Origin of the sequence: Rhizobium aouanii (assembly GCF_037002925.1) — a bacterium.
GTDB classification, from domain to species: domain Bacteria; phylum Pseudomonadota; class Alphaproteobacteria; order Rhizobiales; family Rhizobiaceae; genus Rhizobium; species Rhizobium aouanii.
Map to the genome: position 1 here is coordinate 202,182 of NZ_JBAMYD010000007.1, position 25,738 is coordinate 227,919.

Below are 25,738 nucleotides of genomic sequence, written 5' to 3' on the forward strand. Positions count from 1 at the left end.
ATCTTCTCCCCCGTGGGGAGAAGCGGGAAAATGCCTCACGCTCCCAATGAGATTATGAGCAATGAGGAGCAGAACAAAATGAAAGCGGCGCGTGGCTGACCAACCCTACATCCTCTTTCGCGACGACACGACCGGACAGGTGATGCTTTTCGCCGAGCCGGCGGAGATCATCGTTGCCAGGACGCGCGCCGAGTTCTTTACAGGCCTTGCCCGGATGGAGCAGGCCAAGGCCGCAGGCAAATGGCTTGCCGGTTACATGGCCTATGAGGCCGGATACCTCTTCGAGGAAAAACTTGCTCCCTTCGCCGAGGAACATCGCGAAACCCCGCTCATCTGTTTCGGCGTGTTCGACGCTCCGCAGGCCGATACGCATCCGCTTGCCCAACCAAAACAGCGCCTCGAAAACGAGGAATTCCTCACCGCTCCAAAAGCTGCCTGGAGTTTCCCCATATATAAAGAGCGCTTCGACCGTCTCCACCAGCACCTGCGGCTTGGCGACGCCTATCAGGCAAACCTCACCATGCCGGTCGAGGCTCGCTGGAACGGCGATCCCCGCGCCGCCTTCTGGTCGCTGATCGAACGCCAGCCGGTCAAATACGGCGCGCTGGTCGATCTCGGCGGCCCGATCATACTTTCGCGTTCGCCCGAACTTTTCTTCCGCACCGACGAAGAGGGCTGGATCGAGACCCATCCGATGAAAGGCACGGCAAAACGCGGCGCTACCGCCGCCGAGGATGCCGAAATCATCGAATCCATGCGCCGCGATATCAAGACGCAGGCGGAAAACCGCATGATCGTCGATCTCCTGCGCAACGATATCTCCCGCATCACCGAAGTCGGCACGCTCGACGTCCCGAAGCTCTTCGACATCGAGACCTATCCGACCGTCCACCAGATGGTGAGCCATGTCCAGGCAAGGCTCCGCCCCGATCTTTCGATCCGCGACATCTTCTCCGCGCTCTTTCCCTGCGGTTCGATCACCGGCGCGCCGAAGATGCGGGCGATGGAAATCCTCCATGCGCTCGAGGATGCCCCGCGCGACGCCTATTGCGGGGCGATCGGCATGATCTCCCCCACCGGCGCCATGCGTTTTTCCGTCGCCATCCGCACCATCACGCTTTTTAACGGCGGCAGGGCCGTCTTCAATGTCGGCGGCGGCATCGTCTTCGATTCCACAGCCGAGGCCGAATATGAGGAATGCCTGCTCAAGGCCCGCTTCGCTGTCGGCGACCAATGGATTGCGCGATGATCGATTTTTCGCTGATCGAGACGCTGCGCTGGCAGCCCGGCGAAGGCTTCCTCCGGCTACGGCTGCATCTTGCCCGGCTTTCCCGCTCCGCCCGGCGGCTTGGCTTTCCGCAACCGATCGAGGCGGCGGCCAGGATCGGCGAAGCTGTTGCGGGTGCTGACGGTCCGCTGCGCATCCGCCTGACCTTCGACGCGCAAGGCCACATCGAGGTGACGAGCGCCGCTTTCGCGCCCCTGGCGCCCGATGCCATCTGGACCGTCCGCCTCGCCGAGACCCGCCTGCATTCCGCCGACAGGCTGCTGCGCGTCAAGACGACACGCCGCGCCGTCTACGAGATCGCGCGTGCCGAATATAGGCCTGATGAGGCCGATGAGGTTATGCTTTTGAACGAACATGGCGAAGTCTGCGAGGGCACCATCACCTCGATCTTCCTGGACGACGGAACCGGCATCCTGCGCACCCCGCCGATTTCCTGCGGCCTGCTCGCCGGCGTGCTGCGCACGGAGCTTATCTGCCGGCGCCAGGCCCGCATCGGCCGCCTTACTCTTGCCGATCTCGATGCCGGCACGCTTTATATCGGCAACTCGCTGCGCGGCCTGATCCGCGCAAACCTCGTCAGGAACTGACCATGTTCATTCTCTCGCTCACCTATGTGAAACCCAACGATGAAGCCGACAGGCACATGGAGCCGCACATGGTCTGGGTGAAGGAGGGTTATGTCCAGGGCTGGTTCCTCGCTTCCGGCCGCAAGGTGCCGCGCACCGGCGGCGTCATCCTCGCAATCGGCGAGCGCGCCGCAATCGAGGCCTATGTCGCCGCCGATCCCTTCACCATCCACGGCGTCGCTGAATACGACATCACCGAGCTTGCCGTAACGACGACGGCCGAAGGACTGGAAATCCTGAAGCGCTGAATTTGCAGGAGCCGATCATGGATGATCTCTCAGACCATCTGAAAGAGCTCGAAGAAAAGCTCTTCGACCCGTCCGTTCGCGCCTCGCGAGAGATGCTGACGACGCTGCTCTCGCGCGATTTCCGTGAAATCGGCAGCTCCGGACGGCTCTATACCTTCGACGTCATTGTGCCCAGTCTTTTGGCCGAACAACGGACGGGAACGTCCCGCGGCGAGCATTTCGAAACCCAGAGACTTGCGGAGCACATCGCGCTCGTCACCTACCGCGCCATTTACACAGACACCGACGGAAGCGAAAGGCGGACGCTGCGCAGTTCCATCTGGCGGCTGGAAGAGGATGGGCACTGGCGCATGCTCTTCCACCAGGGCACCGTCATCGGTTAAGCCAATCCATCGGGCTGCCTATCCCAGGATGGCTTCGCCGGCCTCTATCGCCGCTCGATATTTGGCCTTTCCCCGTCAACGCTCTTTATTGTGACGTCGTTTTATGATTAGAGCCGGTCACCTCGCACTCTCTGCGGCAATTTCAAAATAATTCTTCAGGCTGAACGCCTTCGTCGCCTTCCACAGGAGAAAAGAATGACGGAACAGAACTATCCGGTATATGCCGAAATTACCGGTCCGATCGTGATGATCGGCTTTGGCTCCATCGGCCGCGGCACCCTGCCCCTGATCGAGCGCCATTTCAAATTCGACAAGAGCCGGATGGTCGTCATCGACCCTCGTGAAGAGCCCTCCGACATGGAGATCCTCAAGAAGCACGGCGTTCGCCACATCAAGGAATATGTCACCAAGGACAATTACAAGGAACTGCTGAAGCCGCTGCTGACGGAAGGCGAAGGCCAGGGTTTTTGCGTCAACCTCTCGGTCGACACCTCCTCGCTCGACATCATCAAGCTCTGCCGCAAACTCGACGTTCCCTATATCGACACCGTCGTCGAGCCCTGGCTCGGCTTCTATTTCGACAAGGGCATGAGCAATGCCGACCGCACCAACTATGCGCTGCGCGAAACCATGCGCAAGGAAAAGGCGAAGAACCCGGGCGGCGCCACCGCCGTCTCCACCTGCGGCGCCAATCCCGGCATGGTCTCCTGGTTCGTCAAGCAGGCGCTCGTCAACCTCGCCAACGACATCGGCCTCAAATTCGAGGAACCGGACCAGCACGATCGCGAAGGCTGGGCAAAGCTCATGAAGAAGCTCGGCGTCAAGGGCGTCCACATCGCCGAGCGCGACACCCAGCGCACCAAGCATCCGAAGCCGCTCAACGTCTTCTGGAACACCTGGTCCGTCGAAGGCTTCATCTCTGAAGGCCTGCAGCCGGCCGAACTCGGCTGGGGCACGCATGAAGAATGGATGCCGAAGAACGCCAAGAAGCACAAGAAGGGCAACAAGGCGGCGATCTACCTGGAGCAGCCGGGTGCCAACACCCGCGTGCGCACCTGGTGCCCGACGCCCGGTCCGCAATATGGCTTCCTCGTCACCCACAACGAGTCGATCTCGATCGCCGATTTTTTCACGGTCCGCGACAAGGACGGCGAAGTGACCTTCCGCCCGACCTGCCACTATGCCTACCATCCGGCCAACGACGCTATTCTCTCGCTGCATGAGATGTTCGGCAATGGCGGCACGCCGCAGCCGGTCCATCACGTTCTCGACGAGGACGAGCTGGAAGACGGCATCGACGAACTCGGCGTCCTGCTCTACGGCCATGAGAAGAATGCCTATTGGTATGGCTCGCGCCTGTCGCTGGAAGAAACCCGCCGTATCGCGCCCTATCAGAACGCCACCGGCCTGCAGGTCACATCCGCCGTCCTCGCCGGCATGGTCTGGGCGCTGGAAAACCCGAATGCCGGCATCGTCGAAGCCGACGAGATCGACTACAAGCGCTGCCTCGAAGTGCAGATGCCCTATCTCGGCCCGGTCGAAGGCCACTACACCGACTGGACCCCGCTCGACGGCCGTCCGGGCCTCTTCCCGGAGGATATCGACACCAAGGATCCGTGGCAGTTCAGGAACATTCTCGTTCGCTGAGGACGCTTTCATGGCTTTGACAATGCCCGCCGCAAGGCGGGCATTTTTGTAACGCCGGCTGTATAATTGCTGCCCGCCGCCGCTCCAAGGCTTGCCTTCATGCCGGACGCGCGCCATGTTTTGCCCGAACTTGGCGGCTGTCCGCCGCGCCGATTCGCCGGGAGAAGCCTTATGAAAATCAGAACTGGTCTTGTTCTTGTCGGTGCAGCGGCCGCTCTTGCCGCCTGCGTTTCATCAGAGCCGCGTCGCCTGCCGGTTGCAACCGCGCCCGCCGCCACCGGCGTCGAAGGCAACTGGAGCGATCCGAACGGCATCGTTTCCACCTTCCAGGGCGGTACTTTCACCACCCGCACGACCGACAGCAACCAGCTTCTTGCCTCGGGCACCTATATCAATACCTCACCGACCCTGGTGGAGATCAACATGACCTCGCTGGTGCGCAAGACCCAGTCCAAGGTCAATTGCGCCCTCGTGAACCCGAGCCAGCTCAATTGCACCTCCGATTCCGGCGCACAGTTCACGCTTTCCCGCCGCGGATGAAAGATGCGGCGATAGGCTAGGCATGCGTGCCGTCGCGTCTTATCGCGTCCTGCCGCTCACCATACCGCTTGCGGCACTTGCGGTCGTTTCGCCGGCCAACGAATATCGTGCCCAGGGCATCGCCGCTCCCGATTGCGACGGGCCGCTGCAGGTGCTGATCCTCGCGGTGCCGGCAGTCTTTATCTATGGTGCAGGCGCGCTCCTTGCTAATCGGGCCGGCCGGCGCTTTCATCGCCTCGTTTCCATTCTCTGCTTGATCATCGCGCTCGCCACGGTCCCGAATATCGCAGGGGCCGTGCACGAACTCTACCGAAATACCGCCGACGGCGAATGCCGGGGATAGGAACCCGGCTTTTTTGCCCTGCCCCCTTGGAAAGCGTCCCGCCTGGCCCAGCTTTCTCTTGCGGTCGTGCATCGTCTGATGGAACATCCGCAGGCCGGGAAACCGCCCCGGCGCATAATAAAAGGGATCGGCGAGGATCAGGGGGATCTTTCGCCTCAATCAGGAGAACAGGGATGACGAAGTCTTTCAGCTTCGGTCTTTTGACCGCGTCCATGCTGGCGCTCAGCGCGGGCGCCGCCTTTGCGGATTACGAACTCAATATTCTTCATATCAACGATTTCCATTCGCGCATCGAATCGATCAACAAGTTCGACTCCACCTGCTCGGCCGAGGAGGAAGGCAAGAAGGAATGCTTTGGTGGTGCGGCCCGCCTGAAGACCGCGATCGACCAGCGCCGTCAGGCGCTATCTGGCAAGAACGTCGTCCTCCTCAATGCCGGCGACAATTTCCAGGGCTCGCTCTTCTACACGACCTACAAGGGAGCAGCCGAAGCCGAATTCCTGAACCTGATGAAGTTCGACGCCATGACCGTCGGCAACCATGAATTCGACGACAGCGAGGACGGGCTCGCGACCTTCCTCGACAAGGTGCAGTTCCCTGTCGTAACGGCGAACGTCAAGGCGACGGCCGCCTCCAAGCTTGGCGACCGCATCAAGCCGTCGCTGGTGCTCGATGTCGGCGGCCAGAAGATCGGCATCGTCGGCGCCGTCACCAACGACACGCCCGAGCTTTCCTCCCCCGGCCCGAACGTTACGATTGAAGATGACGTTCAGACCATCACCGCAGCCGTTCAGGATCTGAAGGGCCAAGGCGTCAACAAGATCATCGCGCTCACCCATGTCGGTTATCCCCGCGATCTCGCCCTGATTGCCAAAATCCCGGATGTCGATGTCGTCGTCGGCGGCCATTCGCACAGCCTGCTCTCGAATACCGACCCGAAGGCGGAAGGCCCCTACCCGACGATGGTCGACAATCCCGGCGGCTACAAGGCGCCGGTCGTCCAGGCCGCCTCCTACAGCAAGTATCTCGGCGATCTCGTCGTCAATTTCGATGATAGTGGCGTCGTCAAGGATGCCAAGGGCGATCCGATCCTGATCGATTCCACCTTTACGCCCGATCCGGCCGTCATCACCCGCATCGCCGAACTGGCAAAGCCGATTGAGGAACTGCGCAAGAAGGTGATCGGCTCTTCTGAAAGCCCGATCGAAGGCGACCGCAAGGTCTGCCGCGTCAAGGAATGCTCGATGGGCAATCTGGTGGCCGACGCCATGCTCGATCGCACCAAGAACCAGGGCGTCACCATCGCCGTCCAGAACGGCGGCGGCCTGCGTGCTTCGATCGACGGCGGCGAGGTCACCCAGGGTGAGGTCATCACCGTCCTGCCTTTCCAGAACACACTCGCGACGTTTGAGACGACCGGCGCAGATGTCGTCAAAGCGCTCGAAAATGGTGTCAGCCAGATCGACCAGGGCGCCGGGCGCTTCCCGCAGGTCGCCGGCCTGAAATTCTCCTTCGACCAATCGAAGCCCGTCGGCAGCCGGGTCAGCGATGTCCAGGTGAAGGAGGGCGACAGCTTCGCTCCGATCGATCCGGCCAAGACCTACAAAGTCGCCACCAACAACTTCATGCGGGCCGGCGGCGACGGCTATTCGATCTTCAAGGACGGCAAGAACGCCTATGATTACGGTCCGGACCTTGCCGACGTGACCGCCGAATATGTCGCAGCACATTCGCCCTACAAGCCCTATACGGACGGCCGCGTCACGGAACTGGCGCAGGCAGCGCCTGCTCCCTCCGCTTCCGAGCCGGCGCCTGCTGCACCGGCGCCTTCCGCCGAACCGACGCCGGCGGCCCCTGCAGCTCCAGCCCCGTCTGCAGAACCCAGCCCGACTCCGGCAGCACCTGCCCCATCCGCAGAACCGGCTCCGGCACCCGCCACACCGGCGCCTTCGACCGAGCCCGCACCGGCTCCTGCGACGTCAGCACCTGCAACACCATCGACCCATGTCATCGTTGCCGGCGATACGTTCTGGGATCTGGCCGAAAGCTTCTATGGCGATGGCGCCGAATGGCGCAAACTCTCGGAAGCCAATGGCAGCCCGAATCCGCGCCATCTCAGGATCGGCGAGGAAATTCAAGTCCCCGCCAAGTAAGACGATTTGTCTCGATGCCACTGGCCGGTCCGGGGTTTCCCGGGCCGGCTTTTCTTTCTATAGGGTGAACCGCGATCTCCAGGCTGCGTATGAGCCGACGGGACAAAAGAGCGTTGAGGCCAGAATGACAGCAGATATTTCACTCCGCCCGGCCGACCATCCGGCCGTCAAATTTGGTAATGTCGGTGTACTGCTGGTCAATCTCGGTACGCCTGACGGCACCGATTATACCTCGATGCGCCGCTACCTCAGGGAATTCCTGACCGATCGCCGCGTCATCGAATGGTCGCCCTGGAAGTGGTATCCGATCCTGTTCGGCATCGTGCTCAACACCCGCCCGCAGAAGGTCGGCAAGGCCTATGAGCTGATCTGGAACAAGGAGCAGAACGAAAGTTATCTGCGCACCTACACCCGCAACCAGTCGGAACTGATGGCCGAGCGCCTGAAGGATCTTGATAACGTCAAGGTCGATTGGGCGATGCGCTATGGCACGCCGTCGATCGCCTCGCGCATCGACGCGCTGAAAGAAGAGGGCTGCGACCGTATCGTGCTCTTCCCGCTCTATCCGCAATATGCGGCGGCGACGACCGCCACCGTCAACGACAAGGCCTTCCAGAAGCTGCTCTCAATGCGCTGGCAGCCGGCGCTGCGCACCGTTCCCGCCTATCATGACGACGAGACCTATATCGAGGCGCTCGCCGCGTCGGTCGACAGGCATCTTTCGACCCTCGACTGGAAGCCCGAGATGCTGCTCGCCTCGTTCCACGGCATTCCGATGTCCTATTTCAAGCAGGGCGATCCCTACTACTGTCAATGCCAGAAGACCGGCCGGCTGCTGCGCGAACGATTGGGGCTTACCAAAGAAAATTTCATGGTCACCTTCCAGTCCCGCTTCGGGCCGGAGGAATGGCTGCAGCCCTATACCGACAAGACCGTGGAGAAGCTCGCCAAGGACGGCGTCAAGCGCATCGCCGTCATCAATCCCGGTTTCGTCTCCGACTGTCTGGAGACGCTGGAGGAGATCGCCGAACAGGCCGCCCATTCCTTTCGCGAGAACGGCGGTGAGAAGTTCGCGCATATTCCCTGCCTCAACGACGGCGAGGACGGCATGAATGTGCTGGAAAAGGTCGTCCGCCGCGAATTGCAGGGCTGGACCTGAGAAACTTTTTTCAGAAAGTAGCGCTGCACGGATAGCTGGCGAAGACCCGAATAACCCAACCGAGACGAAACCTCCGTCTCACACGGATGTGCGGCATCCGTGTGGCATTTCTTCCTCGCAAAGAACATGCTACCCCACCACATCAGTGTATGGGCGCATGCGCCGATAGGAGGAATTCTTCATGCTGTTCGGCGGCTTCGACATCGTCGTGATCGTGCTGGTCATCTTCGTCATCCTGGTGCTCTTTGCCGGGATCAAGACCGTGCCGCAGGGCTACCGCTATACGATCGAGCGCTTCGGGCGTTATACCCGCACGCTGGAGCCGGGCCTTAACCTCATCACCCCCTTCATCGAGCGCGTCGGCGCCAAGTTGAACGTGATGGAGCAGGTCCTGAACGTGCCGACCCAGGAGGTGATCACCAAGGACAATGCCTCGGTTTCGGCCGATGCCGTTTCCTTCTATCAGGTGCTGAACGCCGCTCAGGCTGCCTATCAGGTCTCCAACCTCGAAAACGCCATCCTCAATCTCACCATGACCAACATCCGCTCGGTCATGGGTTCGATGGATCTCGATGAATTGCTTTCCAACCGCGATGCGATCAATGACCGGCTGCTGCGCGTTGTCGACGAGGCCGTGCATCCCTGGGGCATCAAGGTCACCCGCGTCGAGATCAAGGATATCCAGCCGCCGCGCGACCTTGTCGATGCGATGGCCCGTCAAATGAAGGCCGAGCGCGAGAAGCGCGCCCAGGTGCTGGAAGCCGAAGGCTCGCGCAATGCGCAGATCTTGAGGGCCGAAGGCGCCAAGCAATCCGCCATCCTGCAGGCCGAAGGCCAGCGCGAGGCCGCCTTCCGCAACGCTGAAGCCCGCGAACGTCTGGCCGAGGCCGAAGCCAAGGCGACGAAGATGGTCTCCGAGGCGATCGCCGCCGGCGACATCCAGGCGATCAACTATTTCGTCGCCCAGAAATACACCGAAGCGCTGACCTCGATCGGTTCGGCGCCCAATTCCAAGATCGTCATGATGCCGATGGAAGCCTCTTCCATCCTGAGTTCGCTCGGTGGTATCGGCGCCATTGCCCGCGAAGTTTTCGGCGATGCCGGCAACAGCCCGTCAACGCCGCTGCCGGTACCGCCGCGTCCGCGTCCCGCTCCGGCGCGCTCGACGCCGCCGATCAATCCGTCGACCCCCAATCCTTTCAATCCCGAGCAGGAGCGCTAGGCCATGCTGGCGAAGATCGCAGCCGAACTCGGTCCGTGGAGCTGGTGGGTCGCAGGCCTGGTGCTGCTCGCTGCGGAAATGATCGTTCCCGGCTTCTTTCTGGTCTGGATCGGCCTTGCCGCCTTGATCGTCGGCGCGCTGTCGCTGCTCTTCTGGGACAGTGCCTTCTGGGTGTGGGAGTTGCAGGCGGTCCTTTTTGCGCTGCTCGCCGTTGCCACGACCTTCGCGGGCCGCCGGCTGACGCTGCGCAATGCGACGACTGACGAGCCCTTTCTCAATCAGCGCGGCGCCAGCCTCGTCGGCCGCACGGCCACACTGCACGAACCGATCCGTGAGGGCCGCGGCCGCATCCGCCTCGACGATACGCTATGGCAGGTGATGGGACCGGACCTGCCCGTCGGAACACAGGTGAAGGTGGTTTCGAGCAACGGCCGCGACCTGACGGTCGAGCCCGTCTGATCAAACGAGCCTGATCAGGCGACGCCGATCCGCAGTAGGTCGTGGAAATGCACCAGCCCGACTGGCCGGCGGTCGTCGTCGATGACGATCAGCGCGCCGATGTGATGCTGGTTGAGCAGAGCCAGGGCCGCGGTCGCCAGCACCGTCGGCCTCACCGTCTTCGGCGTCTTCGTCATGATGTCGTCGACGGCAAGTTCAGAGAGATTGCGCGTCAGATTGCGCGCCATGTCGCCTTCGGTGACGATGCCGCAGAGCCGCCCATCCTCATCCAGCACGCCGACGCAGCCGAAATGTTTGCGCGACAGCACCGTGATCGCCTCCGGCATCGGTGTACCCGTGACAACCAGCGGCAGCCGCTCGCCGGTATGCATGACATCGGCGACATGCATGAGGCTCGCGCCCAGCTTGCCGCCGGGATGGAAGACGTGGAAATCCGTGGCGGTAAAGCCGCGCGCCTCCAAAAGCGCCACCGCCAGCGCGTCGCCGATTGCAAGCTGCATCAGCGTCGAGGTCGTTGGCGCCAGCCCGTTGGGGCAGGCCTCCTGTTCGTTCGGCATCAGAAGGACGATATCGGCGGCGGCCGCAAGCGAGGAACCTTCGCTGCAGGTGACCGCGATCAGCGGAATGGAGAAGCGCCGCGTGAAAGAAATGATGCTCTTGAGCTCGGCGCTCTCGCCGCCTTTGGAAATCGCCAGCACGACGTCATCGCGCGCGATCATCCCGAGATCGCCGTGATTGGCCTCCGCCGCATGCACGAAAAAGGCGGGCGTTCCCGTTGAAGCGAACGTGGCTGCGAGCTTGGCGCCGATATGCCCGCTCTTGCCGACGCCGGTGACGATCACACGTCCGGAGATGTCGCCGATGACTTCGACGGCCCGTGTGAAAGGACCGGCCAATCCATTGTCAAAAGCCTGTTCGAGCGCTTCAAGACCGCGTCTTTCGGTCTCTATCGTGCGTTTTGCCGATTCGAGCACGCTGTTTTCAACGAGGTTGATCGCTCTTCTGTTCATGAAATTGCGTTAGACCTTTTCACTTTCCAAGTCCACCCCGCACTCTTTCCGACCCGCTGTCTTTCCGACCCGCACTCTTTCCGAAATGTGAACAGCGCCCGTCGCCGGCAACGAATGGTTAACCACAAGGCTTTACCTTTGGGTAAGAACCGAAAGCATGTCAGGCGCGAATTGCATGGGCCAGCCAAAACAGACGAGCAGTGTGACGCCGCTCCGCGCCATGAGCCGTGCCGTCTCTTTTGCCGTGCTTGGTAGCATGCTTCTCAGCCAGACGGCAGCCTTCGCGCAATCCGCCTCGACACAGCCGGCAAACAGCCCCTCCGCCGCCTCTCAGGATTACCGCGCCACCAACAATGCCACATCCGCCACCGGTTTCGATGACGAGACCGGCGATACCACCACTCCTGAGGCAAACGGCACGACTGCGACCGCGGACGATGTCCAGCAGCGGCCCGCCATACCGGATGCACAGGCCGGCGACGATATTACCGGCTCCATCCTCGACGAGGACATACGCCGGCTGAACACCCGCGAGGCGCCGATCGACGAGACGCTGCCGCGCCGCAGGGCTGCCGAGAGCGCCTCGACAGAGGAAACGCCGGGAATCCCGATCGGCACTTTTGTGCTCCGTCCGAGCGTCACCCAGAGCATCAACACCGAGATCACCAAGGACGGCAATACCAGGCAGCGGCGCGCCTTCCTCGAAACGGATGCGGCAGCGACACTGACGTCCGGCTGGGGCCGACATCAGCTCACCGTGACCTCGGAAGGCGCCTGGCAGAGGAATATCAGCGGCGAGGGCGAGGAGCAGCCTTCCTTTAAAGTCAACGGCGATCTCAGGCTGGATCTTCCCGACGATACGACCGCGCACCTCACCGCCGGCTATAATTTCTACCGTGAGGATACGGACGATCCCGACGCCATCGCCGACGCCGCGCAGCAGTCGGACGTGCAGGAATTTTCGGCCGGCGCCTCCGTCCAGCGCGATTTCGGCATCTTGCGCGGCACGACGGCACTGGCACTGACCCGCTCGATCTATTCGGATGCCAAGCTTGCAGACGGCACGACCGTCGCCCTCAGCGACCGCAACCAGACGACGGGGACGCTGCGCGGCCGCGTCGGCTACGAGCTGTCGCCCGCGCTCATTCCCTTCATCGAGGCGACGGTCGGCCGTACTCTCTATGACGAAACGCGCGACTCCGCCGGCTACGAGCGTTCGGGCCACAGCTATGGCGCCAAGGCCGGCGTCGAGGTCGATCTCGGCGAAAAGCTGAAGGGTGAAGTCGGCGTCGGCTACGAGATGGCGGATTTCGAAGACAGCCGCCTGTCCTCGATCGATACCGCGACGCTCGATGCGAGCCTGCTCTGGTCGCCGATCCGCGGCACCGATGTCAATCTCGACCTGCAGACGAGCATCCAACCCTCGACCACGGCGGGCGAAAGCGGCTACGTCTCGCATGCGCTGACGACGACGGTCAACCACCAGCTGCGCGACAATCTGGTCGGGACGATGATCGGCGGGGTCATATGGCGCGATTATCCCACCGACAGCACCATCAACGACGAGCTCGTCTATACCGCCGCGACCGGCCTGACCTGGAACATCAACCGCTATCTCGATCTGACCAGCACGCTCGGCTACGAGCTGACGACGCGCAAGGAAGGCAGCGACTCGCAGCAATGGCGAGCCGGCGTCGGCCTCAAGCTGAAACGCTAGCGCATCGTGCTTTGTGCATCCGAAAGGACGCACGCTCTAATGCATACCAAAATTGAGCGCCGCGTATCCGTTAGGACACGCGGCGCCCTATCACATTAAATTTGCGACTTATTTCAGGCCGGCCAGCAGTTCCCTGAAACCGCCTTCGACGGAGGGGCGGATATCGGCGCGTTCGAGGGCAAAGGCGACGTTCGCCAGGATGAAGCCGTCCTTGGCGCCGCAGTCGTAGGTCGCGCCGCGGAAGTGGTAACCGGCGAAATCCTGTTCCTTCAGCAGCTTCAGCATGCCGTCGGTGAGCTGGATCTCGTTGCCGGCGCCGCGCTCCTGGGTTTCGAGGATCCTGAAGATCTCAGGCTGCAGGATATAGCGGCCGTTGATGAAGAAGTTGGAAGGCGCCGTCCCCTTGGCAGGCTTTTCCACCATGCCAGTGATGCGGAAGCCGTCGCCGATCGCCTCGCCGACGCCGACGATGCCGTATTTATGCGCCTGGTCCGGCGCGCATTCCTCGACGGCGATGATATTGCCGCCGCTCTGGGCATAGAGGTCGATCATGCCCTTCATGCAGCCCTTTTCGCCCTTCATGATCATGTCGGGCAGCAGCAGAGCGAAGGGCTCGTCGCCGACGATCTCGCGGGCGCACCATACGGCGTGGCCGAGGCCGAGCGGCTCCTGCTGGCGGGTAAAGCTCACCGTACCTGCCTTGGGAAGCTGCTGCTGCAGGAGAGTGATTTCCGCCTTCTTGGCGCGCTCCTTGAGAGTCTGCTCGAGTTCGAAATGAATGTCGAAATAATCTTCGATGACGTGCTTGTTGCGCCCGGTCACGAAAACCAGATGCTCGATCCCGGCTTCGATCGCCTCATCGACGACATATTGAATGATTGGCTTGTCGACCACGGTCAACATTTCCTTCGGCACAGCCTTTGTTGCCGGCAGGAACCGTGTCCCCAACCCTGCTACCGGGAAAACTGCCTTACGAACTTTATTGTGATGCGCCACACAGGCCTCCTGCTTTGACTATATCGCCTTTTAAATAAAGCCGTTCACGTCTGACTAGCTAGTATAGAATTGCAACTGTTTTGCAACTGGTGACCTCAGCGGACGGTCATGGTAAAGATTTTGTTGACTCCGTTCCTGTAGTCTCGGGTCTGGGCGGACATGACGCCCTGCTACGCCTGAAACTGAAGATGTGGGATACGACTGTCGATGACCCAGAATCACAAAAACTCCCTTCGTGGTCTTGCTCTCGCTCTCATTGTCGCCGCCCAGGTTGGGCTGGTCCCCGACAACGCGAGAGCTGATTCCCGGTTCCAGAAATGGATCGCGGATTTTTACCAAACTGCCGCTCAGAGTGGCATCAGTAAGGCAACCTATCAAAAGGCCTTTTCCGGGGTGAGCGAGCCCGATCCGACCGTGCTCGAAAAAGCCGCCTACCAGCCGGAATTCACCTCGAAGATCTGGGACTATGTCGATTCCCGCGTCAATCCCTATACGGTGAAGATCGGCCGCGAGATGGCCGCGAAGCACGCAAGGACGCTCGCTGCGATCGAGCAGCGCTTCGGCGTCGACAAGAGCATTCTGCTCGCCATCTGGTCGATGGAATCGAATTACGGCGCCGTCCTCGATAAGGACGACCGGCTGCACTACGTGCCGCGCGCCTTAGCAACGCTTGCCTATGCCGATCCGAGCCGCGCCAAATTCGCCAAGAAGCAGCTGGTCGCCGCGCTGAAGATCCTGCAGAACGGCGATGTGCCGGCACGCGAGATGACCGGCTCCTGGGCCGGCGCCATGGGCCACACTCAGTTCATTCCGACAAGCTACCTGCTTTATGCCATCGATGCCGACGGCAACGGCCATCGCGACATCTGGAATTCGATCCCCGACGCGCTGGCGACCTCGGCCAATCTCCTGATGAAGAACGGCTGGGACACCGGCAAGACCTGGGGCTACGAGGTCGTCGTTCCCGCCGCAGCCGCCAAGCAGGCCGGCAAGACCCATACATTGGCCCAATGGGCGGCGCTTGGCCTGACGCGCCCGAACGGCAAGGCCTTCCGCGAGAGCGCTACCAAAGCCGTGCTGAAGATGCCGGCCGGGCCCAGTGGTCCGGGCTTCCTGATGACCGCCAACTTCTTCACCATCAAGAACTACAATGCCTCGGACAGCTACGCGCTTGCCGTCGGCCTGCTGGCCGACCAGATCGCCGGCTATGGCGGGATGCAGCAGCGTTGGCCACGCCCGAACGGCGCACTCGATATCACCGAGAAATTCGAACTGCAGACGCGTCTGAAGACGCTCGGCTATTACAGTGGCGAGGTCGACGGTAATTTCGGCTCGGGTTCGAAGGCGGCGATATCGGCCGTGCAGTCTCGCATCGGCATGCAGCCGGACGGCGAGCCCTCGCTGCCGCTTCTGAACGCACTGCGCCGCTAGACCGGGATGATTTCCGGCCGGATCGGCCGGAAAACCGAATCCGCATTTGAATCAGACAAGTAGGGCGCGCTATCGCCCGAAAACCCCACACACTTTGGCATGATGCTCTACAACAGGCAGAACCGTGACCTAGATATTAGCGGGAGTGGACGCTGGCCTACCCTGCGTGCAAGATGCCGGCAGATGCGGAACTGCCCATGACGAAGAAAACTGATCGGACCCGTAAAATCCGTTGGCTCGTGCTCTCCTTGGCGGCGGCTTCGCTATGCCTTGGCGTGTCTGCGCCGGCGCATGTCGCCGAAGCCCAGGAGCAGCGCTATCAGCGCCGGTCGGTCCTCGATTTCTTCCTCGGCCGGCGCTATCTCGACGACGGGCCACAAGCCCCTGAGGTTCAGCAGCCGAGACGCCAGCAGCGCAAACGCCCGCCGGCGCAGAAAGCCATCGTCAATACCCGCACCGCACCGCCGGTCCGCGCTCCCGTCCAAGAGGAGCCGGCCGTACAGAAGCTCGGCGACGCCCGAAAGATCCTGATCGTCGGCGATTTCCTGGCCAGCGGCCTCGGCGACGGCCTCACCGCCGCCTTTGAGACCTCGCCGGGCGTCATCGTCGAAGCCCGCGGCAACGTTTCCTCAGGTCTTGTCCGCGACGATTATTACGACTGGCCGGAACAGCTGCCGAAAATGATCGACGAGCTGAAGCCGGCAATGGTCGTCGTCATGATCGGCGCCAACGACCGCCAGCAGATGGTGACCGACACTGCCAAGGAAAAATTCCGCACCGACGGCTGGTTCACCGAATATCGCCGCCGCGTGCTTTCCTTCGGCAAGGACGTCACCGACCGCAAGATCCCGCTGCTCTGGGTCGGTCTTCCCGCCTTCGAATCCGATCAGATGACGGCGGATGCCGTCCAGATGAACCAGCTCTACCGCAACCAGGTCGAAAGCATCGGCGGCGAATTCGTCGATATCTGGGATGGTTTCGTCGACGAAAACGGCAACTTCATCGTCACCGGTTCTGATGTGAACGGCCAGCAGGTGCGCCTGCGCACCTCCGACGGCATCAACTTGACCCAGGCCGGCCGGCGCAAGCTTGCCTTCTATGTGGAAAAACCGGCACGGCGTCTTCTCGGCACGCAGGCAAGCCCCGATCTGGTCCGCCTCGACTCCAGCAATCTGCCCGGCCTCGGCCTTCCCACCAATCCGGTCGAACATACCGTGCCGATCAGCCTCTCCGATCCCAATCTGGACGGCGGCGCCGAGCTTCTCGGCGCCAGGCCGCCGCCTATGACTTTGACGCGATCGCCGCGTGACCTGCTTGTCGAGCAAGGCGAAATGACGCCCGCACCTCCCGGCCGCGTTGACGATTACCGCCTGCCGGCGGTTAAGGCGCCGGCCGAAGTCTCGGTCAAGTGAAAAGGCCGCGCAAGGTGGCCGCTGGCTCCTTCTGAGCCCGCGTCCGGCGGAAAATCTCGCTTCCCGGCATTGCCTGGGCTTGCGGCGCAGAGCCTCCGCGTCAAGGTCGCACTACAGCGCCGCGCACCATGAAAAAACTCCGCCGGAGCGGCGGAGTTCGTGTCTTCGGGAGGTCTGTGCGGCTGATGCTCAGTTCGGCAGGACGGTCGAGCCCATCAATTCCTCGTCGATCGCGCGCGCCGCCTGGCGGCCTTCACGAATCGCCCAGACCACCAGCGATTGGCCGCGGCGCACGTCGCCCGCCGTCCAGAACTTGTCGACCGAAGTCTTGTAGTCGCGATCGTTGGCGACGACGTTGGTCGAGCCGCGCTTGTCGGTGTTGAGCGTCAGCTTGCCGTCGAGCTCTTTCAGCACGCTGCCGGTAAACGGGCCGCGGAAACCGATGGCGATGAAGGCGAGATCGGCCCGGATGACGAATTCCGTGCCTGGAACCGGCCGCCGGCGCTCGTCGACCTCACAGCACTTGACGCCGGTCAGCACACCGTCTTCGCCGACGAATTCAAGAGTGGCCACCTGGAATTCGCGCACGGCACCCTCGGCCTGCGAGGAGGAGGTGCGCATCTTCGTCGCCCAGAAGGGCCAGACGGCAAGCTTGTCTTCCTTCTCCGGCGGCTGCGGCCGGATGTCGAGCTGGGTGACCTTGACGGCGCCCTGGCGGAACGCCGTGCCGACGCAGTCCGAAGCCGTATCGCCACCGCCGACGACGACGATATGTTTGGCGCCGGCAAGGATCGGGTCCGACGGCCAGCCGACGCTGTCGATGTTCTCGCGCCCGACGCGGCGGTTCTGCTGCACCAGATAGGGCATCGCATCATGCACGCCCGCAAGGTCGGTGCCCGGAATGCCCGCCTCGCGCGGCGTCTCGGAGCCGCCGCAGTAAAGCACGGCGTCGTGATCGATGAGCAGTTGCTCGACCTTGACGTCGACGCCGACATTGACGCCGCAATGGAAGGTGACGCCCTCGCCCTTCATCTGCTCGACGCGGCGGTCGATGAAGTTCTTCTCCATCTTGAAATCGGGAATGCCGTAGCGCAGCAGGCCGCCCGGCTTTGTCTCGCGCTCATAGAGATGCACCTCGTGGCCGGCGCGGCCGAGCTGCTGGGCGGCCGCCATGCCGGCGGGGCCGGAGCCGATGACGGCGACCTTCTTGCCGGTATGGACCGTGGCCGGCTGCGGCCGGATGAAGCCGAGCTCATAGGCCTTGTCGGCGATCGCCTGCTCGACCGTCTTGATAGCGACCGGCGCATCCTCGAGATTCAACGTGCAGGCTTCCTCGCAGGGCGCCGGGCAGACGCGACCGGTGAACTCAGGGAAGTTGTTGGTCGAATGCAGGTTCTGGATCGCCGCTTCCCAGTTGTTGTTATAGACGAGGTCGTTCCAATCGGGAATCTGGTTGTGAACAGGGCAGCCGGTCGGGCCGTGGCAATAGGGGATGCCACAGTCCATGCAGCGGGCTGCCTGTTTCTGCACTTCCGGGTCCGACATCGGGATCGTGAACTCGCGGAAATGACGGATACGATCCGACGCCGGCTGGTATTTCGCCACCTGCCGGTCGATTTCCAGAAACCCTGTTACCTTACCCATATCTTCGTCCCTTACCCTCATGACCGCCTCACCGCAGCCAATCTGTCTATCGTCAGTCCCGGTACCCGGGGCAAGTTGCTCGTCTTGACCGTCATTGGACCATATCCCCTGAAAGACATCCGTGCGATCTGGAGAGCTTTCGCCGTCGGCGTGATCGTCACGGGTCATCGAGATATTTTCGTCACCCGTCACCTGCAGTCAGCAGATGACGGATGTTCGGTGCAATTCATTCCGCAGCGATGCCCATCCGGCTGCGCTCCATTTCCTCGAGCGCACGCCGGTATTCGACCGGCATGACCTTGCGGAATTTCGGGCGGTAGTCGGCCCAGTTGTCGAGGATCTCAGTGGCGCGGGCCGAGCCCGTATAATGCAGATGGTTGGAGATCAGCTGGTAAAGGCGCTCCTCGTCATGGCGCGTCATGTCGCCGGAGACGTCGACGCGTCCCTTGTGCATGAGATCGCCGCCGTGATGGTGCAGCTTCTCCAGCATGTCGTCCTCCTCAGGCACCGGCTCGAGCTCGACCATCGCCATGTTGCAGCGGCTGGCGAAATCACCGGTTTCATCGAGCACGTAGGCGACACCGCCGGACATGCCGGCCGCGAAGTTGCGGCCCGTGGCGCCGAGCACGACGACGACGCCGCCGGTCATGTATTCGCAGCCATGGTCGCCGACACCCTCGACGATAGCGATCGCGCCCGAATTGCGCACGGCGAAACGTTCGCCTGCCACACCGCGGAAGTAGCATTCGCCCTCGGTCGCACCATAAAGCACGGTGTTGCCGACGATGATCGAGTCCTCGGCCACGATCCTCGAATTCTCCGGCGGCCGGATGATAATCTTGCCGCCCGAAAGGCCCTTGCCGACATAGTCGTTACCGTCGCCGATCAGGTTGAAGGTGACGCCGCGCGCCAGGAAGGCGCCGAAGCTCTGTCCCGCCGTGCCGCGAAGCGTCACGTTGATCGTGTCTTCCTTCAGCCCGCGATGGCGGAAGCGCTTGGCGACTTCGCCGGAAAGCATCGCTCCCGCCGAACGGTCGACGTTCTTGATGCCGACCTCGAAGGCGACGGGCGTCTTGGCCGTCAGCGCCGGCTGCGCCTGCTCGATCAGCACGCGGTCGAGAATGTCGTCGATCGGGTGCTTCTGCCGGCTCGTCCAGAAGGTCTCTTCCTTGGGAGCGTCGACCTTGTGGAAGATGCGGCTGAAGTCGAGGCCCTTCGCCTTCCAGTGGTTCAGCATCTCGTCCTTCTCCAGCAGCTCCGAAGCGCCGATGATCTGGTCAAGCCGGGTGAAGCCCAGCGAGGCGAGGATTTCGCGCACTTCGTTGGCGACGAAGAAGAAATAGTTGATGACGTGCTCCGGCGCGCCCTTGAAGCGCTTGCGCAGCACCGGATCCTGGGTCGCCACGCCCACCGGACAGGTGTTGAGATGGCACTTGCGCATCATGATGCAGCCGGCGGCGATCAGCGGCGCGGTGGCAAAGCCGAACTCGTCGGCTCCAAGCAGCGCCCCGATAATCACGTCGCGGCCGGTCTTCAGGCCACCGTCCACCTGCAGGGCGACGCGTGAACGCAATCCGTTCAGCACCAGCGTCTGCTGGGTCTCGGCAAGGCCGATTTCCCAGGGGCTGCCGGCATGTTTGAGCGAGGTCAGCGGCGACGCACCCGTGCCGCCGTCGAAGCCGGCGACCGTGATATGGTCGGCGCGCGCCTTGGCGACACCGGCAGCGACCGTGCCGACGCCGACTTCCGAGACCAGCTTGACCGAAACATCGGCAGTCGGGTTGACGTTCTTCAGATCGTAGATCAGCTGCGCCAGATCTTCGATCGAATAGATGTCGTGGTGCGGCGGCGGCGAGATCAGGCCGACACCCGGGGTCGAGTGGCGGGTCTTGGCAACCGTCGCGTCAACCTTGTGACCCGGCAGCTGGCCGCCTTCGCCAGGCTTGGCGCCCTGCGCCACCTTGATCTGCAGCACGTCGGCATTGACGAGATATTCGGTGGTGACGCCGAAGCGGCCCGAGGCGATCTGCTTGATCGCCGAACGTTCCGGGTTCATCGAACCATTGGCCAGCGGTATATAGCGGTCGGATTCTTCGCCGCCCTCGCCGGTGTTCGACTTGCCGCCGATCCGGTTCATGGCGATCGCCAGCGTCGTATGCGCCTCCCTGGAAATCGAGCCGAAGGACATCGCCCCCGTCGAGAAACGCTTGACGATATCGGCCGCCGGCTCGACCTCGTCGATCGATACCGGCGTACGGCCGAGCGCCTCGGCACTCTTCATCTTGAAGAGACCGCGGATCGTGTTCATGCGCAGCGCCGAATTGTTCACCATATCGGCGAATTCGCGGTAGCGGTCCTCGGCATTGCCGCGCACGGCATGCTGGAGGGCTGCGACCGCATCCGGCGTCCAGGCATGGCTTTCGCCGCGCATACGGTAGGCATATTCGCCGCCGATATCGAGCGTCGTGGCAAGAAGCGGATCCGTGCCGAAGGCCGCATTATGGCGGGCGACGGTCTCTGCGGCAATCGCCTCGAGGCCGACGCCCTCGATCATCGTCGCGGTTCCGAAGAAGTATTTATCGATGAACTCCGACTGCAGGCCGATCGCATCGAAGATCTGCGCGCCGCAATAGGACTGGTAGGTCGAAATGCCCATCTTCGACATGACCTTGAGGATGCCTTTGCCGACCGCCTTGATGTAGCGGTAGACGATTTCGGAAGCATCCACTTCCTTCGGGAATTCGCCCTTGGCATGCATGTCGAGCAGCGTGTCGAAGGCGAGATAAGGGTTGATCGCCTCGGCGCCGTAGCCGGCGAGCAGGCAGAAATGATGGACTTCGCGCGGCTCTCCGGTCTCGACGACGAGACCGACCGAGGTGCGCAGCCCCTTGCGGATCAGATGGTGATGCACGGCAGCTGTGGCGAGCAACGCGGGAATGGCGATCCGGTCCGGCCCGATCTGGCGGTCGGAAAGCACGATGATGTTATAGCCGCCCCTGACGGCCGCTTCCGCGCGCTCGCAGAGCCGATCGAGCATCTCGGGCATGCCTTCGGCGCCACGCTCGATATCATAGGTGAAATCGAGCGTCTTGGTGTCGAAACGGTCTTCCGTATGGCCGATCGAGCGGATCTTCTCGAGATCACCATTGGTCAGGATCGGCTGACGAACCTCGAGCCGCTTGGCGTTCGCCGCGCCCTCATGGTCGAGAATGTTCGGCCGCGGCCCGATGAAGGAAACCAGGCTCATCACCAGTTCCTCGCGGATCGGGTCGATCGGCGGGTTGGTCACCTGCGCGAAGTTCTGCTTGAAATAGGTGTAGAGCAGTTTCGGCTTTTCCGACATCGCCGAGATCGGCGTATCCGTGCCCATCGAGCCGATCGCTTCCTGGCCTGTCGTCGCCATCGGCGACATCAGGATGCGTGTATCCTCGAGCGTGTAGCCGAAGGCCTGCTGGCGGTCGAGCAGCGAGACGTCGCGGCGCAGCGCCCGCGGCTCCACCGGCTTCAGGTCTTCGAGGATGAGCTGGGTGCGGTTGAGCCAGCTGCGATAGGGATGCGCCGTCGCCAGCTGCGACTTCACCTCGTCGTCGGAGATGATGCGGCCTTCCTCCATATCGATCAGCAGCATCTTGCCCGGCTGCAGGCGCCACTTCTGGATGATCTTCTCCTCCGGAACCGGCAGCACGCCGGCTTCGGACGCCATGATGACGCGGTCGTCATCGGTGACGAGGTAGCGCGCCGGCCGCAGGCCGTTGCGGTCGAGCGTCGCGCCGATCTGCTTGCCGTCGGTAAAGGCGACGGCAGCCGGTCCGTCCCAGGGCTCCATCAGTGCCGCATGATATTCGTAGAAGGCCTTGCGTTCGGCCGCCATCGACTGGTTGCCGGCCCAGGCTTCCGGGATCAGCATCATCACGGCATGCGCCATCGAATAACCGCCGCGCACCAGGAATTCGAGCGCATTGTCGAAGCAGGCCGTGTCCGACTGCCCCTCGTAGGAGATCGGCCAGAGCTTGGAGATATCCTCGCCGAACAGCGGTGAGGAGACCGACGCCTGGCGCGCCGCCATCCAGTTGACGTTGCCGCGCAGCGTGTTGATCTCGCCGTTATGGGCGACCATGCGATAGGGATGCGCGAGCTTCCACGACGGGAAGGTGTTGGTCGAGAAGCGCTGGTGCACCAGGGCGACCGCGCTTTCGAAACGCGGATCCGACAGGTCCTTGTAATAGACGCCGACCTGATAGGCCAGGAACATGCCCTTGTAGACCACCGTCGCCGACGACAGCGACACCGGATAGAAATTGCTCTCCTCGCCGTCGAACTCGTCATAGATGCGGTTGGAGATCACCTTGCGCAGCGTAAACAGCCGGCGCTCGAACTCGTCGTTGTTTTCGGCATCCTCGCCGGCGCCGATGAAGACCTGCACATGATGCGGCTCGGTTGCGGCAATGGCCGGCGCCTTGGAGAGCGAGGAATTGTCGACGGGCACGTCGCGGAAGCCGATGAAGACCTGACCTTCCTCGGTGATGACGTCCTTGATCACCTTCTTGAAGTGCTCGATCTGCTTTTCATCCCGCGGCATGAAGATATGGCCGACGCCATATTCGCCGACCGGCGGCAGGGTGATGCCCTGCTCGGCCATCTCCTCGCGGAAGAAACGGTCGGGGATCTGCACCAGGATGCCGGCGCCGTCACCCATCAGCGGATCGGCGCCGACGGCGCCGCGATGCGTCAGGTTCTCGAGGATGAACAGGCCGTCCTTAACGATCTGGTGCGACTTCTGGCCCTTCATATGCGCGACGAAGCCGACGCCGCAGGCATCATGTTCGTTGCGCGGATCGTAAAGGCCCTGCTTCTTCGGCAGGCCGGAGGCGAATTTGGACATATTGGCCGTCGCGCGCAGATTAGCAGCAGCAAACCGGTCAATTTCCATGGATGGCGTCTTCGTCATCATCTTTCCTCCTGTCGAAGCCCGCGGGGCCGCGGGCGGCTTTTCGTCCCGCACCGCAACCCGAAGATAGGTTCGGCGCATGACAGCGCTGTTGCATTGTGAAGATCGGCCGCAGACATCTGCTTTGAAGGAAAGCAAACCGTCGCGTTCCGCGCCTGCCATTCGCCTCCGCGCGCCGCCCCTTGAGGCTTGACGCTCGGAAGAACTATAGCGTGAAAGCCGGTCTGTTCCAGGGCTTTCGGCGCCTCTTCGGTCATAAAGGCCAAAATAGGACAGCAACACTGTCCTAATTTATCAGTTCTATGCCAGAAAGCATTCGGCTCTGCAAGAGCGCTCCGGCAAAAAACGTCAATTTGCGACGGAAGATTGCCTGTGCAGCGGTGATGACGAAAGAAAATTACGTCAAGCAGTACTATTTTGTTTATTGATTGCGTAGTTCAATTTCTGTGATGTGTCGCGGGCGACAACCTTGATCCTGTGAAGCTTTGGCGTAATGTCCGCTGCGGACCTTGCCAACCCCTTCCTTCCCAATGGTTTCCCCCATGTTCTTTGCTTCCGATAACTGGGCCGGCGCCCACAAATCCATTGCCGAACGTCTGCTGACGGAATCGGCCGGCTTTGCCGCCGCCTATGGCGCCGGCGATCTCGACAGGAAGGTCGAGGCCCGTTTTTCCGAGATATTCGAGCGCGAGGTTTCGATCTTCTTCGTCGCCACCGGCACGGCCGCCAACTCGCTGTCGCTGGCAAGCGTCCAGCGCCCCGGTGGCATCACCTTCTGCCATTCGGAGGCCCATGTGATCGAGGATGAATGCGGCGCGCCGGAATTTTTCTCCGGCTCCGCCCGCCTCGTTGCCGTTGACGGCGAAGCCGGCAAGATCGATCCGGCAAAGCTTTCGGCGAAGATCGCAAGCTTTCCCGAGGACGCCGTCCATCACGGCCGCGCCAGCGCGGTGACCATCACCCAGGCGACGGAGATCGGCACCGTCTATTCCCTGCCGGAGATCGGCGAGATCGCCGCCATATCAAGGCAGCGCAATCTGCCGCTCCACATGGACGGCGCCCGCTTCGCCAACGCCCTGGTCGCGCTCAGTGCCACCCCGGCCGAAATGACCTGGAAGCGCGGCGTCGACATGCTGTCCTTCGGCGGCACCAAGAACGGCTGCTGGTGTGCCGAAGCGATCGTCTTCTTCAATCCGGATCAAGCCCGGGAAATGCCCTTCATCCGCAAGCGCGCCGCCCAGCTCTTCTCCAAGTCGCGTTTCATCGCCGCCCAGTTCGATGCCTATTTCGAAAACGGTCTCTGGCTCGATCTCGCCCGCCATTCGAACGGCATGGCCGACAGGCTGCGCGCCGGCATCGCCACCAGCAACTCCGCCCGCCTCGCCTGGCCGACCGCGTCCAACGAAGTCTTTGCCGTCGTCAGCAAAAGTGCCGCAAAAATCGCGGAGGAAAAGGGCGCGAAATTTTACGAATGGCCAGTCCCGGCGGCAATGCCCGAACTCGTTTCCGAAAGCGAAACCCTGATCCGTCTCGTCACCAGCTTCGCGACCACCGAAGCGGATGTTGATGGCTTCCTGAAGTGCCTGGCCGCCTGATCGCCTGCTGGAAAGGCTTGCCGGCCCGGCAGGCCTTTCGGTGACGGGCAAAGCCTCACGCCGACCTCAGCCCCCTCACCTTTTGCAGAATATCCTCCGACAGTGCTGAAACCAGCGCCTGATCCGCGCCCTTGCGCGGAACCAGCACGAATTCCACGTCCTCCAGCACCGGAAGCTTTCCCGCAGCGATCTCCTTCAGGCCGGACGGCGCCATGCTGCGCGGCTGCACCAGCACGCCCATCCCGGCCCGCGCCGCTGCCGTCAGCCCGCTCAGGCTGCCGCAGGTGCAAACGATCCGCCACGGCACCCCGTTTCGCCCGAGCGCTTCGAGCGCGATCACCCGTGTGACGCTCGGCGGCGGAAAGGCGATCAGCGGTAAAGGGCCCGAGGCAAGCACACGCTCGGGGTCGCGCGCCAGCCAGACGAGCGGCTCGCGATAGACGAGTTTTCCGCGCGCATCGCCGAGCCGGCGCTTGGCGAGCACCAGATCGATCTCGCCATTGTCCTGCATCTCGTAAAGCACGCCTGATAGTGCCACTGTCAGTTCGAGGTCGACCGAAGGGTGCGAACGAACGAAATCCTCGAGCACCGCCGGCAGCTGGCTGGTGACGAAATCCTCCGACACGCCGAGCCGCAGGCTGCCGCGCAGGCTGTGGCTCTTAAACAGCGACTGCACCTGCCCCTCGATCGAAAGCATGGCGCGTGCATGCGACAACAGCGCCTCGCCATCGCCGGTCAGCATCACCTTATGCGTGTCGCGCGCCAGCAGCCTGCGCCCGAGCGCCGTCTCCAGCCGCTGGATGTGCTGGCTGACCGTCGACTGCCCGAGGCCGAGCCTTTCTGCGGCGAGCGTAAAACTGCCCATCTGCTCGACGGCGACGAAACTGCGCAATTGCGAAAGGTCCAGCATGATCCAG

At 62.2% G+C, this 25,738-nt stretch carries 20 protein-coding genes; 15 read left to right on the forward strand and 5 right to left on the reverse strand.

Features of this window, described 5'->3' with window-relative positions:
• Positions 1-142 precede the first annotated feature (142 nt).
• The 11 genes from V8P77_RS14655 (at position 143) to V8P77_RS14705 (ending at position 10,068) form a co-directional block, all read left to right on the forward strand.
• Positions 143-1,249, forward strand: coding sequence for an aminodeoxychorismate synthase component I (locus tag V8P77_RS14655; RefSeq protein ID WP_335913177.1), 1,107 nt, complete (start codon positions 143-145; stop codon positions 1,247-1,249).
• The gene (locus V8P77_RS14660; protein WP_335913107.1) at positions 1,246-1,875 is read left to right on the forward strand and encodes an aminotransferase class IV family protein; all 630 of its coding nucleotides are present in this window, start codon (positions 1,246-1,248) and stop codon (positions 1,873-1,875) included. The genes V8P77_RS14655 and V8P77_RS14660 overlap by 4 nt, the downstream gene beginning before the upstream one ends.
• A 2-nt stretch (positions 1,876-1,877) precedes the next feature.
• Positions 1,878-2,162: a YciI family protein gene (locus tag V8P77_RS14665; RefSeq protein ID WP_335913108.1), complete on the forward strand. Its 285-nt coding sequence runs from the start codon at positions 1,878-1,880 to the stop codon at positions 2,160-2,162.
• A 17-nt stretch (positions 2,163-2,179) separates the two neighbouring features.
• Positions 2,180-2,545 carry a nuclear transport factor 2 family protein gene (locus tag V8P77_RS14670; RefSeq protein WP_335913109.1) on the forward strand — a complete coding sequence of 122 codons (366 nt, stop codon included), beginning with the start codon at positions 2,180-2,182 and terminating at the stop codon, positions 2,543-2,545.
• A gap of 195 nt (positions 2,546-2,740) precedes the next feature.
• Positions 2,741-4,192, forward strand: coding sequence for a homospermidine synthase (locus V8P77_RS14675; protein ID WP_335913110.1), 1,452 nt, complete (start codon positions 2,741-2,743; stop codon positions 4,190-4,192).
• Positions 4,193-4,363: 171 nt separating this feature from the next.
• Positions 4,364-4,732 carry an outer membrane lipoprotein Omp10 gene (gene omp10, locus V8P77_RS14680; RefSeq protein WP_018243526.1) on the forward strand — a complete coding sequence of 123 codons (369 nt, stop codon included), beginning with the start codon at positions 4,364-4,366 and terminating at the stop codon, positions 4,730-4,732.
• Positions 4,733-4,754: 22 nt separating this feature from the next.
• A complete protein-coding gene (locus V8P77_RS14685; protein ID WP_335913111.1) occupies positions 4,755-5,075 on the forward strand; it encodes a hypothetical protein in 321 nt (106 codons plus the stop codon).
• Between the two features lie 173 nt (positions 5,076-5,248).
• Entirely contained in the window at positions 5,249-7,228 is a 1,980-nt protein-coding gene (locus V8P77_RS14690; protein WP_335913112.1) for a 5'-nucleotidase C-terminal domain-containing protein, read from the forward strand.
• A 124-nt stretch (positions 7,229-7,352) separates the two neighbouring features.
• On the forward strand, positions 7,353-8,387 hold the full coding sequence (gene hemH, locus V8P77_RS14695; RefSeq protein WP_335913113.1) for a ferrochelatase: 1,035 nt from the start codon (positions 7,353-7,355) through the stop codon (positions 8,385-8,387).
• 181 nt (positions 8,388-8,568) lie between these two features.
• Positions 8,569-9,609, forward strand: coding sequence for an SPFH domain-containing protein (locus V8P77_RS14700; RefSeq protein WP_011653489.1), 1,041 nt, complete (start codon positions 8,569-8,571; stop codon positions 9,607-9,609).
• Positions 9,610-9,612: 3 nt separating this feature from the next.
• Complete coding sequence (locus V8P77_RS14705) at positions 9,613-10,068, forward strand: NfeD family protein (protein WP_131629288.1); 456 nt, start codon at positions 9,613-9,615, stop codon at positions 10,066-10,068.
• Between the two features lie 14 nt (positions 10,069-10,082).
• Here V8P77_RS14705 and V8P77_RS14710 read toward each other — a convergent pair whose 3' ends face one another.
• Positions 10,083-11,078, reverse strand: a complete 996-nt coding sequence (locus V8P77_RS14710; RefSeq protein WP_335913114.1) for a KpsF/GutQ family sugar-phosphate isomerase — start codon at positions 11,076-11,078, stop codon at positions 10,083-10,085.
• Between the two features lie 175 nt (positions 11,079-11,253).
• Here V8P77_RS14710 and V8P77_RS14715 point away from each other — a divergent pair, with 175 nt between their 5' ends.
• Complete coding sequence (locus V8P77_RS14715) at positions 11,254-12,795, forward strand: outer membrane beta-barrel protein (RefSeq protein WP_335913115.1); 1,542 nt, start codon at positions 11,254-11,256, stop codon at positions 12,793-12,795.
• A 108-nt stretch (positions 12,796-12,903) separates the two neighbouring features.
• Here the strand turns inward: V8P77_RS14715 and galU are convergent, their stop codons facing one another.
• Entirely contained in the window at positions 12,904-13,791 is an 888-nt protein-coding gene (gene galU / locus V8P77_RS14720; RefSeq protein ID WP_335913116.1) for a UTP--glucose-1-phosphate uridylyltransferase GalU, read from the reverse strand.
• 207 nt (positions 13,792-13,998) lie between these two features.
• On the opposite strand from galU, the gene V8P77_RS14725 reads away from it, so the two are divergent.
• Both V8P77_RS14725 and V8P77_RS14730 read left to right on the forward strand, forming a co-directional pair.
• Positions 13,999-15,222 carry a lytic murein transglycosylase gene (locus tag V8P77_RS14725; protein WP_335913117.1) on the forward strand — a complete coding sequence of 408 codons (1,224 nt, stop codon included), beginning with the start codon at positions 13,999-14,001 and terminating at the stop codon, positions 15,220-15,222.
• A gap of 173 nt (positions 15,223-15,395) precedes the next feature.
• The gene (locus tag V8P77_RS14730; protein WP_335913118.1) at positions 15,396-16,634 is read left to right on the forward strand and encodes an SGNH/GDSL hydrolase family protein; all 1,239 of its coding nucleotides are present in this window, start codon (positions 15,396-15,398) and stop codon (positions 16,632-16,634) included.
• Between the two features lie 189 nt (positions 16,635-16,823).
• Here the strand turns inward: V8P77_RS14730 and V8P77_RS14735 are convergent, their stop codons facing one another.
• Together V8P77_RS14735 and gltB are read right to left on the reverse strand one after the other, a co-directional pair.
• A complete protein-coding gene (locus V8P77_RS14735; RefSeq protein WP_163883593.1) occupies positions 16,824-18,278 on the reverse strand; it encodes a glutamate synthase subunit beta in 1,455 nt (484 codons plus the stop codon).
• A 226-nt stretch (positions 18,279-18,504) separates the two neighbouring features.
• Positions 18,505-23,229, reverse strand: a complete 4,725-nt coding sequence (gltB, locus tag V8P77_RS14740) for a glutamate synthase large subunit (protein WP_335913119.1) — start codon at positions 23,227-23,229, stop codon at positions 18,505-18,507.
• Between the two features lie 539 nt (positions 23,230-23,768).
• Between gltB and V8P77_RS14745 the strand changes: the two genes are divergently transcribed.
• A complete protein-coding gene (locus V8P77_RS14745; RefSeq protein WP_335913120.1) occupies positions 23,769-24,821 on the forward strand; it encodes a threonine aldolase family protein in 1,053 nt (350 codons plus the stop codon).
• A 55-nt stretch (positions 24,822-24,876) separates the two neighbouring features.
• Here V8P77_RS14745 and V8P77_RS14750 read toward each other — a convergent pair whose 3' ends face one another.
• Entirely contained in the window at positions 24,877-25,731 is an 855-nt protein-coding gene (locus V8P77_RS14750; RefSeq protein WP_025396008.1) for a LysR substrate-binding domain-containing protein, read from the reverse strand.
• Positions 25,732-25,738: the final 7 nt, after the last annotated feature.

Excerpts from the sequence above, each read along its gene's own strand:
- omp10 (WP_018243526.1), top strand. The coding sequence starts at position 4,364 with ATGAAAATCAGAACTGGTCTTGTTCTTGTCGGTGCAGCGGCCGCTCTT.
- hemH (WP_335913113.1), top strand. The coding sequence starts at position 7,353 with ATGACAGCAGATATTTCACTCCGCCCGGCCGACCATCCGGCCGTCAAA.
- V8P77_RS14665 (WP_335913108.1), top strand. The coding sequence starts at position 1,878 with ATGTTCATTCTCTCGCTCACCTATGTGAAACCCAACGATGAAGCCGAC.
- V8P77_RS14750 (WP_025396008.1), bottom strand. The coding sequence starts at position 25,731 with ATGCTGGACCTTTCGCAATTGCGCAGTTTCGTCGCCGTCGAGCAGATG.
- V8P77_RS14735 (WP_163883593.1), bottom strand. The coding sequence starts at position 18,278 with ATGGGTAAGGTAACAGGGTTTCTGGAAATCGACCGGCAGGTGGCGAAA.
- V8P77_RS14715 (WP_335913115.1), top strand. The coding sequence starts at position 11,254 with ATGGGCCAGCCAAAACAGACGAGCAGTGTGACGCCGCTCCGCGCCATG.
- V8P77_RS14660 (WP_335913107.1), top strand. The coding sequence starts at position 1,246 with ATGATCGATTTTTCGCTGATCGAGACGCTGCGCTGGCAGCCCGGCGAA.
- V8P77_RS14730 (WP_335913118.1), top strand. The coding sequence starts at position 15,396 with ATGCCGGCAGATGCGGAACTGCCCATGACGAAGAAAACTGATCGGACC.
- V8P77_RS14690 (WP_335913112.1), top strand. The coding sequence starts at position 5,249 with ATGACGAAGTCTTTCAGCTTCGGTCTTTTGACCGCGTCCATGCTGGCG.
- V8P77_RS14655 (WP_335913177.1), top strand. The coding sequence starts at position 143 with ATGCTTTTCGCCGAGCCGGCGGAGATCATCGTTGCCAGGACGCGCGCC.
- V8P77_RS14705 (WP_131629288.1), top strand. The coding sequence starts at position 9,613 with ATGCTGGCGAAGATCGCAGCCGAACTCGGTCCGTGGAGCTGGTGGGTC.
- V8P77_RS14670 (WP_335913109.1), top strand. The coding sequence starts at position 2,180 with ATGGATGATCTCTCAGACCATCTGAAAGAGCTCGAAGAAAAGCTCTTC.
- V8P77_RS14745 (WP_335913120.1), top strand. The coding sequence starts at position 23,769 with ATGTTCTTTGCTTCCGATAACTGGGCCGGCGCCCACAAATCCATTGCC.
- V8P77_RS14675 (WP_335913110.1), top strand. The coding sequence starts at position 2,741 with ATGACGGAACAGAACTATCCGGTATATGCCGAAATTACCGGTCCGATC.
- V8P77_RS14725 (WP_335913117.1), top strand. The coding sequence starts at position 13,999 with ATGACCCAGAATCACAAAAACTCCCTTCGTGGTCTTGCTCTCGCTCTC.
- V8P77_RS14710 (WP_335913114.1), bottom strand. The coding sequence starts at position 11,078 with ATGAACAGAAGAGCGATCAACCTCGTTGAAAACAGCGTGCTCGAATCG.
- V8P77_RS14685 (WP_335913111.1), top strand. The coding sequence starts at position 4,755 with ATGCGTGCCGTCGCGTCTTATCGCGTCCTGCCGCTCACCATACCGCTT.
- gltB (WP_335913119.1), bottom strand. The coding sequence starts at position 23,229 with ATGATGACGAAGACGCCATCCATGGAAATTGACCGGTTTGCTGCTGCT.
- V8P77_RS14700 (WP_011653489.1), top strand. The coding sequence starts at position 8,569 with ATGCTGTTCGGCGGCTTCGACATCGTCGTGATCGTGCTGGTCATCTTC.